The sequence below is a fragment of the Pirellulales bacterium genome (assembly GCA_019694455.1).
Lineage (GTDB): Bacteria > Planctomycetota > Planctomycetia > Pirellulales > JAEUIK01 > JAIBBY01.
Genome location: JAIBBY010000009.1, coordinates 40,705 through 56,555 on the forward strand (window position 1 = coordinate 40,705; position 15,851 = coordinate 56,555).

Here is a 15,851-nt window from a genome sequence, read left to right on the forward strand (position 1 = left end):
ATGCGACGCCGCGATTTTCTAATTGCCAGTCTGGCCGCGTCTGGAATCTCGCAGGCGCGCCAACCCTTCGCCGCGGAACTATTGGACGGCGATGCCACGGGGCCCGGTTTCTGCACTCCGCAAGAAGCGATGCGGGCCGAGCGCGAAAAGCTGTTGTACGTCGTGGCGCTGGCGACCGACCCTGCCAAGCCCGACTACCTGGCCACCGTCGATGTCGATCCGCTGTCGGCCACCTATTCGCAAGTGGTGCATCGCCTGCCGATGCCGCATGTTGGCGACGAGTTGCACCATTTTGGCTGGAACGCATGCAGTTCTTGCCACGGCGACAGCGCGGCCGAGCGCCGCTTTTTGATTGTGCCGGGCAATCGCTCGTGCCGCATCCACATTGTCGACACCAACGACCTGCGCCAGCCGACGATCCACAAGGTGCTGGATGGCGACGTGATTAAGCGGCAAACCAATCTTAGCGCGCCGCATACCGTGCATTGCCTGGCCGACGGCCACATCATGATTTCGATGCTTGGCGACGCCGCCGGCAACGCCCCGGGCGGGTTTCTCTTGCTCGATCAAAAGTTCGAGATCGCCGGCCATTGGCAGCGCGACGCCACCGGCATGCGGTTCAACTACGACTTCTGGTATCAGCCGCGTCACAACGTGATGGTTTCCAGCGAATGGGGCGCGCCGAACACCTACTCCAAGGGCTTCAACCCACAAGATGTCGCCGACGGCAAATACGGCCGCCAGCTTCATTTCTGGGACTGGAAAGAGCGGAAGATCGTCAAGAGCGTCGATCTGGGCGATCAGGGTTTGATTCCGCTTGAGGTGCGCTTTCATCACGATCCCGCCAGCACCCACGGCTTTGTCGGCGCGGCGCTCTCCAGCACCGTGTGGCACTGGCAGAAGGCGGGGGACGATTGGCAGGTCGAACAAGTCATCAGCGTCGAACCAGTGCAGGTCGCGGGTTCCGATAGCCCGTTGCCCGGCCTGATTACCGACGTCATTTTGTCGATGGATGATCGTTATTTGTACTTTTCCAATTGGCTACACGGCGATTTGCGTCAGTACGATGTGAGCGACCCAGCGCGGCCCAAGTTGACAGGACAGCTTTGGCTGGGCGGTTTGATTGGCAAGACGCCAGAACACCAGGGGCGCAAGCTCATTGGCGGTCCGCAGATGCTGCAACTCAGCCTCGACGGCCGACGGCTTTATGTGACCAATTCGCTCTACAGCGCCTGGGACAACCAGTTCTATCCCGACATGGCCAAGGCTGGGTCGCACATGTTGCAGATCGATTGCGACACTGAGAAAGGGGGCCTGGCGCTGAACGAGCAGTTTCTGGTCGACTTTGGCCGCGAGCCAGACGGCCCGGCGCGCGCCCACGAGATGCGCTATCCCGGCGGAGATTGCACCTCGGACATATTTGCGTGAGGCGCGACGCGCTCACTCGATGGGATCGTGTAGCTTGCCGTAGAGTTTGATGTCGTCCCAATCGCCGGTGTCGTCGAACGAGCCGATGCCGATCCGTCCTTTGACGAATGTCTTGTCGAGCGCCCGCATGGCCGGTTTGGCCATGTCGTCGAAGTAGACCTCGATGCGGCCATCTTCAATGCGCCGCTCGATCTTCACCCGATGCCAGTCGTTGGTCCAATTCGTGCCGGGGGTGGTCTCGGTCGAGATTTTCACGCGATCCGCGCCGTTGACGATGAAGATTTGATTCGCGTGATCGTCCCCCTGCTTGCCGAAATGCACATAGTAGAAGTGCGCCGGGTCTTGATAGCCAAACACCAGGCACAGGTCGCGATGGCCATAGTCGCGCGTGGTGCTGCGCAGCCGCGCCTCTAGCACAAAATCTCCCACATACACATCGTTGAGCAGCGCGATGTTCAGCGGGCTACGATGCGGCGGCTTGAAGTCGCTCTTGCCAAACAGGCTATAGGCGTGGCCGCCGTCGCTGTCGATCAGCTTCCACGCCTTGGGATCGGTGGCGGTCCAATGATCGACGCCGTTCTCAAAGTCGTCGCGAAAGACCAGCGGCAGATCCGCGGCCGTCGTGACCGAGGCCGGCATCAATAGCAGCGCGGCGAGCGTCCAGGCTTTGCTCATAGATCGTTTCCCTTGTTCACTCGATGATCTTGCTGAGCTGATATTCGACAATGCCGCGCGCGCCGGCGGCCTTGAGCTTGGGAATGATGTTGCGCACCACGCTTTCGCTCAGCACCGTGTTCACGCCAACCCAGGCTTCGTCCGACAGGCTGGAAACGGTAGGCCGTTGCAGCGCCGGCAAGAGCGACAGCACCTGCGTCAATCGCTCGCGCGGCACGTTCATCATCAGCCCCACTCTGCCTTCGGCGGCCATCGCGCCTTGCAGCATCAGCACAATGTCGTCGATCTTTTGCCGCTTCCACGGTTCGGCATACGACGCGCGATTGGCGATGAATCGCGTGGTGCTTTGCAGAATCTCGTCGACAATCCGCAGGTTGTTGGCACGTAGCGAGTTGCCCGTCTCCGTCACTTCCACAATGGCGTCGGCCAGTCGTGGCGGCTTGACCTCGGTCGCGCCCCAACTGAACTCCACCCGCGCCTCGACTCCGTGGCGCGCCAAGTATTGCCTGGTGAGGCCAACCGCCTCGGTGGCGATTCGTTTGCCGGCCAAGTCCTGCACCGAGCGCACCGGCGAATCCTCGGGCACGCACAACACCCAGCGCACCGGCCGGCGGCTGACCTTGGAGAAAACCAACTCCGCCACTTCATGCACGTCGGCGCCGGTTTCCATGATCCAGTCGTAGCCGGTGAGTCCGGCGTCGAGGATGCCATCGGCCACGTAGCGGGCCATCTCCTGCGCGCGAATCAACAGGCACTCGATCTCATCGTCGTCGATGACCGGATAGTAACTGCGCGACGGAAAGGTGATTTTGTAGCCCGCGCGGCGAAACAGTTCGGCGGTGGCTTCTTGGAGGCTGCCGGCCGGAATGCCCAGCCGCAGCACGTTGCTCGGTTGCTCGCTCATCGAATCGGTGGTGGCGCCTATTTTTTGTAAACGGTCTTGGGATCGAACACGCGCTCGCCGATCACTTCGAGTCCATCGTCGGCAACGCGGCGAAAAAAGCAGCTTTTGTATCCTTCGTGGCAAGCGGCGCCGCCGATTTGCCGCACTTTGAGCAGGATGGTGTCGGCGTCGCAGTCGACAAATACGCCTTCGACCTGCTGCACGTTGCCGCTTTCCTCCCCTTTGCGCCACAGCTTGCCTCGGCTGCGGCTGAAATAGACCGCGCGGCCGCTCGCCAAGGTCTCGGCGTAGCTTTCGGCGTTCATATAAGCCAGCATCAAGACATCGCCACTATCGGCGTCTTGCGCGATGGCGGGGAGCAAGCCGTCTCCCTTGGCGAAATCGGGAACTGCGGCCGGGGGGGTGTGGGCCAAGTGCGCATCTCCACAAAGCGAAGGCAGGACGGAGTTTGGCCCTACCTTGAGCCGCTGGGCGCTGCCGTGCAAGTCATCCAGAATAGCCGCGCGAGCGCCCCCTGGCCAGTGCCGCGCGCTAGCGCAATTGCTCTACCCAAGGGGGCTGGACAAGCGCCTATAATTGCCACGGACGGATCGTTTTTCTGCCGCCGAGGATCGCGTGTCACGACTGCGCAAACTCATCACGCTCACTGTTTTCTGGGCCTGCGTCGGTATCTCACTCGCCGCGGGCTATCAATTGTGGCGGCAGGGCATTCCCACCGGACAGGCCGACAACCATTGGGCAGTCGACCGCATTGCCGCCGCGGACTTCCCCAGTTTGTCGATGGACGAAAAACTGCGTCTGGCGCGCCGGTTGGAGCGCGATTTCAGTCGCGGCGTCGATTTGCGCGAGCAAGTCGCGCGGCTCAGCGACGCGCAAAATGAGCAGTTCGAGGATCACTTTCTTGAGCTGACCGAGATCTGGTTTCTCAACAAAGTCGACACCTATGACGCCTTTTCCGACGATTGGCGCCGCCGCCGCTTTCTGGAAGAGCAGATGACACGCATCAAAAGCTGGCCCACCTTCGATCGCCATCACGCCGGCGACGAATCGGAGCGCGGCGAAGACGCGCTACAGCGACTTGTGGCGCATGTCTTTTCGCGTATGCGGTCCATGCCCGTGGGGCAGCGCCAGCGGATTCAGCGATTCGTCACCGCGGTGGTGATGCATGGCTATCGGCTGGAAGCGTTCATGCCGGGCGTGCGTCCCGGTTAATGCGCCGCGCGAGGCGGACAGATGGCGCGATGGTTTCCGGTTCGCTGGCGCCTGCGCACGCTGTTGGTTGGCGTGTTGCTGCTCTCCCTGGCGTTCGGATTACACCGCCGGCAATACGATCGCGCTCAGTTCGAGTTGCGGCGCGCGCAGGAGGCAGAGCAAATGGGACTGGGCGTGACATGGCAGACGCTGCGACCCGAATGGCTTTGGCGCCGATTGCCGTCGCCCGACCAAGGGCCCTGCCGATATGTCGCTGCGCTGTCGGCCGACGCGCGAACCGTGTGGGCCAGTTCCGACGAACCGCAGACCATCCGCGACGAAGCGATACAGGTCGCTAGCGCATTCACGGGACTACAGAGCTTGGAGTTGCCATACGTCGCCAACAATCGGGGACCGTATGTGACAGTGCTACTCAGCGACCAAGGCCTCGCGCCGCTTTCGCGGCTCAACGCGCTCGAAACGCTCAACCTGGCGCAGCAGCCGATTACCGACGCCGGACTGCAATACCTGAAATCCTTGAAGCGTCTGCGTCGGCTCGACATCTCGGGCACGCGAATTTCGCCCCAAGCCATCGAGCGGTGGCGAGCAGCGGATCCGCAGCTTGAGATCGTGGGGCCCTAATCTAACGCCGGCGCACGGGGCGCGATGGCGCGGCTGGGCGTGTCTTATTGGCCGAGCGCGGCGCCGGCGTGGCGGGTCGTGCGGTGGCCGGTTTGCCGGGCATCGCAGCCGGACCTGCCACTTTGGCGCCAGAAATCGTTTCTTCAGTAAATCGCATCACGTAATGCAGGCTGCTCGCTTCGCCGCTGAACCCCACCACGCTCTTATCGAGGTCCATTTGCTGCGAGACGATGCGCCCGGTCTTGAGATCGAACTTCACCTTGCCCGCCATCTCGCGCTGGATCAACTGCGCTTCGACCTCGGGATCGTTGACCGGGGTGAGCACCTGCGTCTCGACGGAGATGGTCGCCAGGTCGTCGCTTACTTCTTCCAGGGTGAACTTTTGCCGGGTCTTGATCTGCTTGACGACGCCACTGCGCAGCGGCACCTGCATATCGTGCGGATACGACCAACTGTGGCCGATCGGCGCCGGTTCCGATGGCAAAGGGATCACCACCTGTCCTTGGCTGTCGCTGGCGCTGGCGCGTTTCTGCTCGCGGTGCACCACGTTGCCGTGCGGGTCAATCGTGATAATCGCCAGCGGCACGCCCACCGACTTGGCGGCGTCCTCAAAGCCCAGCGGCGGCTCGCTATCGGTTTCGCTGTTGTAAACGATCTCCTCGCGGCCGGTGAGCTTTTGCTTCATTTCCACTTTTTCGACGGAATGCTCGAAGCGAAAGTTTCCCTTGGCGTCAGCCGGCAGCATCTTCCACACCTTGACCGATTCGCTAATCGTCTCGGCGGTTTGCGTGGTGCCGCTCACTGTGGTGTTCACCCGCGCGCGGTGCATCACCTTCCAGCGCACCGTTTCGCCCGGCTGAAACTTGTACTTGAGCAAGTACGTCGCGGGGGGCGCGTCTGCGGCGCGCGTGGAGCCGATCAACAGGCACAGCGCTGCGCCCAATAAGAAAGAAGCGACCATCCGGGTCATGGCAGGGCCTCGCATCCGTTCGAGACTGTTCGCGCTGGCTGGCCCGCGCGAAGCGGTTGATTATTGGTTCAATCGCAATTGGCCGCCCCAGCCCAACTTTTCTCGCAGGGTGCGATAGTAGCTGTGCCCGGGCGCCTTGATCATCTTGAATCGCGGTTCGGCTTGAATCACCCGCACGCGATCGTGCGGCTGAAGCCCGCACGTCCATTGACCGTCGACCACGACGGCGGTGCCGCGATTGGGCGCCGTCACCTCCAACTCGTACACCCGATCGGCCGAATCGACGACCGGCCGATTGGTGAGCGTGTGGGGGTTAATCGGCGAGATCACGAACGCGTGCAGGTCCTTCCGCAAGATCGGTCCGCCCGCCGAAAGGTTGTAGGCCGTCGAACCGACCGGCGTGCTGACGATCAAACCGTCGCAACTGTAAGTCGTCACCAATTCCGCGTCAACGTAAAGATGGACGTCGACCAGATGAAACGGCTCGCCCGAGTGCAGCACCACATCGTTCAGTCCCAACTGCGCGTGCAGCGGTTCCCCGCCGCGCGACACCAGGGCCTCGAACATGAGATGCTCGACCACGGCAAACTGGCCCGACCCCAGTGTTGGCAGCACCGCTAGCAGTTCATCGGTCGACAGGTCCGCCAGGAAACCGAGCTTGCCCAGATTGACGCCTAGCACCGGCAATTGGCGATAACCCATCTGTCGCGCCGCGCGCAAGATGGCGCCATCCCCCCCGAGCACGATAGTGGCGTCGGCCTCACAGCGCGCCAGATCGGTCGCCGATTCCAAGTCCCAGCAGACGATTTCGCAAGACTGCTCGATCAGGGGGCGCAATCGCGCCGCCTCGCTCTGCACGTTGGGCTTGCGGCCCGAGCCGAGCACAACAACTCGCGGCCGCGCGACGCCCGGTGGCAGTAGAAATGGAGTGCGATGGTGCGGCATGGCGGCCCTCACAGACTGGAACGCTCGTTAGCTGGACCGCACGCCGGCCCGCGCCGCTTCGCGCTCGCCTGGCGCCCAGCCGACGCGCGCCGCCATCTCGCGGCAGGCGCGGGCGATGCCCGCCGCATCCAACCCCAGATCGGCCAACAGTTCGCCGCGCTCGCCATGCTCGACAAAATGATCGGGCACGCCGAGCCGGCGCACATGTTGCGTCGACAAGCCAGCATCGGCGGCGGCCTCCAACACGGCGCTGCCAAAGCCACCCATCAAGCAGCCTTCCTCCACGGTGACCACAAACGAGCTGGCGCTCACCGCGCGCAAGATGGTTTGGGTGTCGAGCGGTTTGACGAATCGCGCGTTGATCACGCCGACATCCAAACCATCTTGACGTAATTGCTCGGCCGCCTGCACGCAGGCCGCCAGTTGCGTCCCCAGCGCGATGATCATGCCATCGGCGCCCCACTCCAGCGGTTCCGCCTTGCCTGGCTCAATCTTCGTCTCGGGCCGATCGACCGTTTCGGCCTTGGTCTTGGGATAGCGGAGCGAGCAGGGGCTGGTGTGAGTCAGCGCGAAGTCGAGCAGCTGCCGCAGCTCGCGCTCGTCGCCCGGCGCCATCACCACCATGTTCGGAAATACACGCATGTAGCCGATGTCGAACACGCCGTGATGCGTGGGGCCGTCCGGCCCCGTGAGCCCCGCGCGGTCCAAGAGGAACGTGACGGGCAAATTCTGCAGCGCCACCTCCTGAAAGATTTGATCGTAGCTGCGCTGCAAGAAGGTGCTGTAGATGTCGACAATGGGCCGCGCGCCCGCCTTGGCCTGCCCCGCCGCGAAGGCCACCGCGTGCGATTCGCAGATACCGGTGTCGAAGAACTGGTTCGGAAAATCCTCGCGCACCTTCTCCAGGTTGTTGCCTTGGCACATCGCGGCGGTCAGCACCACCACCTTGGGGTTCTTGGCAAGCTGCGCGTGAATCGCCTCGCTCGCCACATTGGTGTAAGAGCGAGACGGCTTCTGTTTGATCGACACCACGCACGCTTCGTCGCAATCGAACGGCGCCGGGGTGTGAAAGTACACTGGGTCGTCGCTGGCCGGCTTGAAGCCATGCCCCTTTTCCGTCACCACATGCAGCAGAACCGGGTCTTCGGCCTCTTTGACGGCGCGGAGAAATTTTTGCAGGTTGCCAAGGTTGTGCCCATCGATGGGGCCAATGTAGCGCACGCCGAGATCTTCGAACAACATGCCGCCGTGGTGCAGCCCCGCCTTGATCGAGTCCTTAGCTTGGCCGAGCCAGCGCTCCACCGGTTCGCCAATCACCGGCAGGTGCTCCAAGAACTTCTGCACTTCTTCTTTGAGCGACGTGTAAAACGGGTTGATCCGCAGCCGATCCAAGTACTCGGCCACGCCCCCCACGCGCGGGCAGATCGACATCTTGTTGTCGTTCAAGATGATGATCACCTTCTTCTTGAGGCCGCCCACATTGTTGAGCGCCTCGAAGACGATGCCCGACGGAAATGCGCCGTCGCCGATCACCGCCACCGCATGGCGATCGGCCTCGCCCACCAGTTCGTCGCCACTCTTGAGTCCCAAGATGGTCGACACGCTGCAACCGGCGTGCCCGGTCATGAACAGGTCGTAGATGCTCTCCTGCGGATTGGGGTAGCCCATCAGCCCCCCCTTGGTCCGCATGGTGTCGAAATCGTTGTAGCGACCGGTGATCATCTTGTGCGGATAGATCTGGTGCCCGGTGTCCCAGATCAGGCGGTCGCGGCTGAAGTCGAACACCGTGTGCAGCGCCAGCGCCAATTCGACCACGCCCAGATTCGAGGCGAAGTGCGCCGTGCGAGTCGAAACCAGATTGCAGAGCGTTTCGCGAATCTCCTTGGCCACTTGCTCCAACTCGGGAAGCGTGAGCGCTTGGAGATCTCGAGGCGACGCGATCTTCGGCAGAAACCGATCCATTTAATGGTCCCTTTCCAAGACGTAGCGGGCCAAGGCCTCCAGATCCGACGCGCCAGCGCCCAAGGGCGCGATGGCCTCGCACGCCTCGCCAATCAACTGCTCCGCGCGGCGCGCACTCTCGTCGATTCCCAACAAGCCGGGAAAGGTGAGTTTTCCCCGCTCGTGGTCCTTGCCGACGCGCTTGCCCATCGCGTCCGCGCTGCCGCGCACGTCGAGCAAATCATCGGTGATCTGAAACGCCAAACCAATCGCCTCTCCGTACTTCCGTAGCGACTCCATCTGCGCCGCGTCCGCAGCAGCGCACAGCCCGCCCAGTTCGAGCGATGCCAGCAGCATGGCCCCTGTCTTACGGGCGTGAATCGCCACGAGCGTCTCCAGGTCGCCCGCCGCAAACTGTTGCTCCAGGTCGGCGGCCTGCCCACCCACCAGCGCCACCGCTCCTGCCGCGCGCGCCAGTAGCGCGCAGGCCCGCGCGGCAACCGCCGGCGGCCGCACGTCGCGCGCCACAATCTCCAGAGCGCGCATCTGCAGCGCGTCGCCCGCCAAGATCGCCAACCCTTCGCCAAACACCTTGTGATTGGTGGGGCGACCGCGGCGCAGGTCGTCGTCGTCCATCGCCGGCAGATCGTCGTGGATCAGCGAGTAGGCGTGGATCATCTCCACCGCGCACGCGGCAGGCATCGCCCCCTTGGCATCGCCGCCGCAAGCCTCGGCCGCCATCAAGCACAACAACGGGCGCAGTCGCTTTCCTGGCGCGAGCAGGCTATAGCGAATCGCCTCTTCCAATCGGGCAGGGCAATCGGCGCCAAACTCGCAATACCCGGCTAGCGCATCCTCGATTTGAGAGCGAGTGCGTCCGGCGAAGGCCTCGAAAGCGGAAGCGGCAGAAACCATTCGTTGCCGACAGAATCCTGGAAGGGAACCGGGCGACTTCCTAACGCCCGCGTGAATCGTTAAGACATTGTAAACTTGTACTTAACACGCGTCCATGTCCGCATCGGGGCCGGTTGGGCCGGTCCCTTTTCCCCGCCCGGCGGCCGGCGCCGATCGCCGCCGACTGCGGGACTGGCTCTTTTCTTCCAGCGATTGCTCGCGGTCGTCCTGTGCCGCGGTCACCGGGTTGCCGCTAGCATCGACTCCGGTCAGCAACTCGATTTTCCGCTCCGCCCGCTCCAACAGGCCATAGCACTGCGTCAGCAGGCCAACGCCTTGCTCGTAGCGAGCCAGCGCCTCTCCCAGTCCGAGCGAGCCCTCTTCGAGGTCATGCACGATCGACTCGAGTCGGGCGAGCGACTGCTCAAAGCTGGCGGGCTGTTCTGCTTCTGGCGGCGAGTCGGCGGGCACTTCGATTCCTTGCTATGAAATGAATTAGCTCCATGCCATTTCGATTGGTCAACATTGTATGCGTCCTGGTGAGCGAGTTCGACTAGCCACCCAGGGCAAAAAATCGTCGCGGCCTCGTTCTACTGCGAATAGAGCTTGCGCGTCCTTGCTAATCCGTAAAGTCGCCGGCGCAGAGGGCAATCGCTCCTTTTCAGCGCTTTGCGAGAAACCTATAATCCGGGGCTTATTCGTTCCCCAATCAGCATTCTCCATGGATCGCGCGGCCCAACAGCGCGAAGCGGCATGAAGATTCACGAGTACCAGGCCAAAGAACTACTCCGCAAGGCGGGAGTTCCCGTGCCGCGCAATATCGTCGCCACCACACCGGAGGCCGCCGCGGCGGCCTTTAAGGAGTTGGGCGGCAAGATCGCCGTCGTCAAATCGCAAATCCACGCCGGCGGCCGCGGCAAAGGTAAGATCGAAGGCAGCGAGCAACGCGGCGTGCAACTGGTCAAAAGCGCCGATGAGGCCGCCACGGTCGCCAAGAACCTGCTCGGCAAGTCGCTCGTCACCATCCAAACCGGCGCCGCCGGGCAGACCGTTCGCCAAGTGCTGGTCGAAGAAGGTTGCGACATCGCCCGCGAATTGTACCTGGGCATCGTCGTCGACCGAGCCATCGCGGCCCCGGTGCTGATGGTCTCCAGCGAAGGTGGCATGGATATCGAAGAGGTTGCCGCCAAGACGCCGGAAAAGATCTTCCGCGAGCCGTTCGATGCCAATGCGGGCTTGCATAGCTTCCAGGCCCGCAAACTGGCGGTCCAACTGGGTCTGCGCGGCAACAGTATCCGCTCGGCCGAGAAGTTCATGCAGGGGCTCTGCCGACTGTTCTTGAATCTCGATTGCAGCTTGGTCGAAATCAATCCGTTGGTGGTCACGGGGGCAGGCGAGTTGATTGCCCTCGACGCCAAAATCACCTTTGACGACAACGCGCTGTTCCGCCACAAAGACCTGACCGAACTGCGCGACAAGGCCGAAGAAGAGCCGGCCGAAATTCGCGCCGCCGACGCTGGCCTGAGCTACGTGAAGCTCGAAGGCAATATCGGCTGTCTGGTCAACGGGGCCGGCTTGGCCATGGCCACCATGGACTTGATCAAATTGCACGGCGGCAGCCCCGCCAACTTCCTGGATGTCGGCGGCGGCGCCAATGTCGATCAAGTGACCGAGGCGTTCCGCATCTTGCTCGCCGACAAAAACGTCAAGGCGGTGCTGGTCAACATCTTCGGCGGCATCATGCGCTGCACCACCATCGCCTCGGCCGTGGTCGAGGCCTATAAGAGCGTCGGCTTCAATGTGCCGCTGGTCGTGCGACTCGAAGGCACCGAAGTCGAAGATGGCCGCAAGATGCTCGCCGCCAGTGGCGCCGACATCATCACGGCCACCGGACTGACCGACGCCGCCAAAAAAGTGGTGGCCGCCGCTGGCGGACAAGCCGCCTAGGCCATCGCGACTGACTCCAAATCAATACAGGATCAACATGAGCGTCCTCGTCAATAAGAACACCAAGGTCATTTGCCAAGGCATCACCGGCAAGGTGGGGCAATTCCACACCAAGGGCTGCCTGGCCTACGGCACCAAAATGGTCGGCGGCGTCACCCCCGGCAAACGGGGCGAGACGGTTGAAGGCCTGCCGGTCTTCGACACGGTGGCCGAGGCGGTGGATGAGACGGGCGCCGACGCCTCCATGATCTTCGTTCCCCCACCGTTCACCGCCGACGCCATTGTTGAGGCGATTGACGCGGGCATCCGCGTGGTGGTGGCGATCACCGAAGGCGTGCCAGTGCTCGATATGGCCCGCATCTACGATCGCGTGAAACGCAGCGAAAGCGTGCTGATCGGACCCAACTGCCCCGGCATCATCACGCCCGACGAGTGCAAGATTGGCATCATGCCGGGCTATATCCACAAGAAGGGCTCGGTCGGCATCGTCAGCCGTTCTGGCACGTTGACCTACGAGGCGGTGTTCCAAACCACCGGCCTCGGACTGGGCCAATCGACCTGTATCGGCCTGGGCGGCGATCCGATTGTCGGCACGTCGTTCATCGACACCCTCAAGTGGTTCCAGGCCGATCCCGACACCAAGCAAATCTTGATGATCGGCGAGATCGGCGGCAACGCTGAAGAGCAGGCCGCGCAGTACGTCAAAGAGCACGTCACCAAGCCGGTCGCCGCCTTTATCGCTGGCCGCACCGCTCCTCCCGGCAAACGCATGGGTCACGCCGGGGCGATCATCTCCGGGGGCAAAGGCACCGCCAACGAGAAGATCGCCGCGCTAGAAGCGGCCGGTATCGCCGTGGCCGAGAGCCCTGCCGACCTTGGGCAGGCCGTGCAGCGAGCCATCGAAAAGAAACGCTAGTCCACCAATACGCCAGTCGCCGGCCTCCCGCGTGCTAGACTTGTCTGGCCGGTCCTCCGGCACGGCTGTCGCCGCGCCGTCAGCGCTGGCGCATTTGGGAGATTGGCGATGCACCTGCTCTGGTTCTTGCTGATCGGTCTGGCTGCTGGTTGGCTCGCGGGCCAAATCATGAAGGGGGGCGGCTTCGGACTGGTCGGCGACCTCGTCGTCGGCGTCATTGGCGCGATGCTGGGCGGAGTGATCTTTCGCCTGTTGGGCATTGCCGCAGTCGGTATGTTGGGCAGTCTCATCATGGCCACCCTCGGCGCCGTGGTGCTGATCTTCTTGTTGCGGCAGATCAAACGCGCGTAGGGCGCAAACGCCTCTTGCTGTGCCCGCCGCGCTCGCCGGTTGTATCGATCCTGACCGTTGCGCCACCCGACCTGCGCGATGCTAGCCGCTTCGCCGGTTAGCGAAGCCCTGCGCCTCGGTGAACTTCTGCCGGCCACACGAAGAACATTTCTCGCGCCTCGTCGCCGCTGCCGAAATCAATAGAGACAGCACGGACTGCACGCTGAGGGCACGGATCCGCCCACCCCCCTGCCGCGCCTGCGCGCGCGGCGCTCTGGCTTGTGGCGGATGCACATGTTCGACGAGCGCTCTCTCAAGACCGACTTTGTCGCGATCCTGCTGTTGGCGGCCACCGCGTTTCTCGCGCTGGCCGTGTTCTCGTTCGACCCCGGCGATCCCCCCAGCCGGCTCGTCTATCCGGTCAATCAGCACGTGGCCAACATCTGCGGTCGCCTTGGCGCCGCCACGGCCTATGGGCTGTTTCAATGGCTTGGCGCCGGGGCCTATTACTTCGTCCTTTCGGTCGGTTGCCTGGGCGGGTTTTTGCTGGTGCGGCCGCGCATCACCGAGCCACTGTTGCGCACCAGCGGTTGGCTGTTGTCGCTGATCGGATTCACCACGTTGGCTGCCCTGGCGCTGCCGGGCCTGGCGCGCGGCACCGCGCTCGGCGGCGGCGGTTACCTTGGCGCCGCCATGCAAGGACTGCTGGAAGGCCATGTCGCCAGCGCCGGCGCCTACATCCTGGTGGTCAGCCTGATCGTCGGCGGTCTGCTGCTCTCCACCGACTATGTGCTGGTGCGCATCGTAGCGCTGCTCACCGGCCGCTCCACGCAATTGGCCGGGGCGGCGGTCAAGCGCGTGCCCGCGATGCTGCCGGCGCGGCGCCAACCGGCCGGCCTCAAGACCGATGTGGATAAGATCGAAATCGCCAGCAGCGACGGCGATGAGGAAGAGCACTCGCTCACCATCAAGCGCGGCGCCAAGAGCGCCGACGAAGAAGAAACGCCGCCAGCCGAAGCCGCCGCGCCCGACGCCAGCGCTCAGCCCGCGGGCGAAACCGAAGAAGCTCCCCAGACCGACGCGCCAGAGAACAACGAGAATGTGCGCGTCCGCCCGCACCGCAAGAGCGACCGCGACTCGGTCCACGAACAACTCGACGCCGCCAGCCGCGCCGAGGCGACCTTCGACTACGAGTTGCCGCCGTTGGACCTGTTGCTCGACGGCGAACCCTTCTCGTTCGAGGAGCAGGAGAAGGACGTTCGTCGCAAGGCCAAGATCCTGGAAAAGACCTTCGGCAACTTTGGCTTCAAGGTCAAAGTGGTCGAGGTCGAAACCGGGCCCGTCATCGCGCAGTTCGAGGTCGAACTGGAGGCGGGCCTGCGCCTCTCCAAGATCACCAGCCTGTCGGAAGACATCGCCATCGCCCTACGCGTGCCGAGCGTGCGCATCGTGGCGCCGATCCCCGGCAAAAACACCGTCGGCATCGAGGTTCCCAACGCCGAGCGGCAACTGGTCCGCCTCCGCGAGGTGATCGAGGAAGCCAACGGCAAGGCCAGCAAGATGCGGATCCCGATCTACCTCGGCAAGGACGTATCCGGCAAGCCGATGGTGGCCGACCTGACCAGCCTGCCGCACTTGCTGATCGCCGGCCGCACCGGCACCGGCAAAAGCGTGTGCCTCAACACCATCATCATGTCGATCCTCATGGCCCGTCGTCCCGACGACGTGCGGATGCTGCTCATCGACCCCAAAATGGTCGAGCTCAGCAGCTACATGAAGCTGCCCCACCTGATGCACCCGGTCGTCACCGACATGCGCAAGGCCGAGGCGATCTTGGGCTGGGCGGTGGAAAAGATGGAAGAGCGCTACGCGCTATTGGCTCGCGCCGGCGTGCGCCACATCAGCGTTTACAACCAACTGGGCGCCGATGAACTGTACGAGCGTTTGGAGCCAGAGAACGAGGAAGAGCGCAAGCTCGTCCCCACGCACTTGCCGTACATCGTCATTGTGGCCGACGAAATGGCCGACCTCATGATGACCGCCGCCAAAGAGGTGGAGGCGCACATTATTCGCCTCGCCCAAAAGAGCCGAGCGGTCGGCATCCACCTGATTCTCGCCACGCAAAAGCCGACGGTCGACGTCATCACCGGCCTCATCAAGTCGAACCTGCCCGCCCGCATCTCGTTTCAGGTGGCCAGCCGCACCGACAGCCGCGTGGTGCTCGATGAGATGGGCGCCGACAAACTGCTGGGCAACGGCGACATGCTGTTCCTCTGGCCGGGCACCAGCACCCTCATTCGCGGCCAAGGCGCCTACGTCAGCGACGACGAAATCAACCGCGTGGTCGACTTTGTCAGCACCGACGAGCCACAGTTTGTCCACGAACTGGTCAATCTCAAACCGGCCAACGCCGAGGGTGAGAAGTCGGGGCGCAAGGACCACAACGACGACCTCTACGATTCAGCGGTCGATCTGGTGATTCGCGAGGGGCGCGGCAGCGTCTCGTTGTTGCAGCGGGCGCTGGGCATCGGCTATGGCCGCGCGGCCCGGCTGATTGACTACATGGCCGAAGATGGCATCGTTGGCCAGTACGCCGGCTCGCAGGCCCGCGAAGTGCTCATCACGATCGAGCAGTGGCAGGAGATGTCGGGCGAAGGCGCCGATGACGAACCGGCGTCAAAACCGCGCCGGCCCAGCGGTGGTGGCGGCGGCAAACGGGCGCCGCAGACGATCACCGTCTCCACGCGTCGACCGAGCGACGAGTTTGAAGACGACGCGAGCGACGAAGAAGCGCTCGACGACGCCGAAGCCGAGGATGAGGAACCGGCCGCCCCCGCGCCGCCGCCGAAGAAGAAGCCCGCCCCCAAGCGGCTGGAGAAACCGGCCAAGGCCCGTGATTGGGCCGATATCGAAGACGACATGGACGAGTTGGATGATGTCGTCGAGCAGGAGATGGCCTCGCGCGGGAGCGCGCCTGTCAGCAACGACGCCGACGATTGGGAAACCGCTCCCTGGGAAGACCAGGACGACGGCGAAGAGCCAGACCAAAAACGCCGCCGGGCGTAGTG

At 63.2% G+C, this 15,851-nt stretch carries 15 protein-coding genes; 7 read left to right on the top strand and 8 right to left on the bottom strand.

The window, feature by feature from the left end; genetic code table 11:
• Nucleotides 1–1,428 (top strand): selenium-binding family protein, encoded by a 1,428-nt coding sequence (locus K1X71_05695; protein MBX7072621.1) that lies wholly within the window; start codon nt 1–3, stop codon nt 1,426–1,428.
• Between the two features lie 12 nt (nt 1,429–1,440).
• Here the strand turns inward: K1X71_05695 and K1X71_05700 are convergent, their stop codons facing one another.
• The 3 genes from K1X71_05700 to hisI are packed head-to-tail and all read right to left on the bottom strand — an operon-like array spanning nt 1,441 to nt 3,420.
• Nucleotides 1,441–2,067, bottom strand: a complete 627-nt coding sequence (locus K1X71_05700) for a hypothetical protein (protein ID MBX7072622.1) — start codon at nt 2,065–2,067, stop codon at nt 1,441–1,443.
• Nucleotides 2,068–2,119: 52 nt separating this feature from the next.
• A complete protein-coding gene (hisG, locus tag K1X71_05705) occupies nt 2,120–3,007 on the bottom strand; it encodes an ATP phosphoribosyltransferase (GenBank protein ID MBX7072623.1) in 888 nt (295 codons plus the stop codon).
• Between the two features lie 17 nt (nt 3,008–3,024).
• Entirely contained in the window at nt 3,025–3,420 is a 396-nt protein-coding gene (hisI, locus tag K1X71_05710) for a phosphoribosyl-AMP cyclohydrolase (GenBank protein ID MBX7072624.1), read from the bottom strand.
• A gap of 202 nt (nt 3,421–3,622) precedes the next feature.
• Here hisI and K1X71_05715 point away from each other — a divergent pair, with 202 nt between their 5' ends.
• Nucleotides 3,623–4,219: a hypothetical protein gene (locus K1X71_05715; GenBank protein ID MBX7072625.1), complete on the top strand. Its 597-nt coding sequence runs from the start codon at nt 3,623–3,625 to the stop codon at nt 4,217–4,219.
• Between the two features lie 21 nt (nt 4,220–4,240).
• Complete coding sequence (locus K1X71_05720) at nt 4,241–4,840, top strand: hypothetical protein (protein MBX7072626.1); 600 nt, start codon at nt 4,241–4,243, stop codon at nt 4,838–4,840.
• A 1-nt stretch (nt 4,841) separates the two neighbouring features.
• Here the strand turns inward: K1X71_05720 and K1X71_05725 are convergent, their stop codons facing one another.
• The 5 genes from K1X71_05725 to xseB all read right to left on the bottom strand — a co-directional run bounded on the left by K1X71_05725 (nt 4,842) and on the right by xseB (nt 10,061).
• Nucleotides 4,842–5,810, bottom strand: a complete 969-nt coding sequence (locus K1X71_05725) for a hypothetical protein (protein MBX7072627.1) — start codon at nt 5,808–5,810, stop codon at nt 4,842–4,844.
• 60 nt (nt 5,811–5,870) lie between these two features.
• Nucleotides 5,871–6,755 (bottom strand): NAD(+)/NADH kinase, encoded by an 885-nt coding sequence (locus K1X71_05730; GenBank protein MBX7072628.1) that lies wholly within the window; start codon nt 6,753–6,755, stop codon nt 5,871–5,873.
• A 27-nt stretch (nt 6,756–6,782) separates the two neighbouring features.
• Entirely contained in the window at nt 6,783–8,717 is a 1,935-nt protein-coding gene (gene dxs / locus K1X71_05735) for a 1-deoxy-D-xylulose-5-phosphate synthase (protein ID MBX7072629.1), read from the bottom strand.
• Complete coding sequence (locus K1X71_05740) at nt 8,718–9,611, bottom strand: polyprenyl synthetase family protein (protein ID MBX7072630.1); 894 nt, start codon at nt 9,609–9,611, stop codon at nt 8,718–8,720.
• Between the two features lie 81 nt (nt 9,612–9,692).
• A complete protein-coding gene (xseB, locus tag K1X71_05745) occupies nt 9,693–10,061 on the bottom strand; it encodes an exodeoxyribonuclease VII small subunit (GenBank protein ID MBX7072631.1) in 369 nt (122 codons plus the stop codon).
• A 282-nt stretch (nt 10,062–10,343) separates the two neighbouring features.
• On the opposite strand from xseB, the gene sucC reads away from it, so the two are divergent.
• The 4 genes from sucC to K1X71_05765 all read left to right on the top strand — a co-directional run bounded on the left by sucC (nt 10,344) and on the right by K1X71_05765 (nt 15,849).
• On the top strand, nt 10,344–11,537 hold the full coding sequence (sucC, locus tag K1X71_05750) for an ADP-forming succinate--CoA ligase subunit beta (GenBank protein MBX7072632.1): 1,194 nt from the start codon (nt 10,344–10,346) through the stop codon (nt 11,535–11,537).
• 37 nt (nt 11,538–11,574) lie between these two features.
• Entirely contained in the window at nt 11,575–12,453 is an 879-nt protein-coding gene (gene sucD, locus K1X71_05755) for a succinate--CoA ligase subunit alpha (protein ID MBX7072633.1), read from the top strand.
• 108 nt (nt 12,454–12,561) lie between these two features.
• Nucleotides 12,562–12,804 carry a GlsB/YeaQ/YmgE family stress response membrane protein gene (locus tag K1X71_05760; GenBank protein ID MBX7072634.1) on the top strand — a complete coding sequence of 81 codons (243 nt, stop codon included), beginning with the start codon at nt 12,562–12,564 and terminating at the stop codon, nt 12,802–12,804.
• A 273-nt stretch (nt 12,805–13,077) separates the two neighbouring features.
• Nucleotides 13,078–15,849, top strand: a complete 2,772-nt coding sequence (locus tag K1X71_05765) for a DNA translocase FtsK (protein ID MBX7072635.1) — start codon at nt 13,078–13,080, stop codon at nt 15,847–15,849.
• The last annotated feature ends 2 nt before the right edge of the window (nt 15,850–15,851 follow it).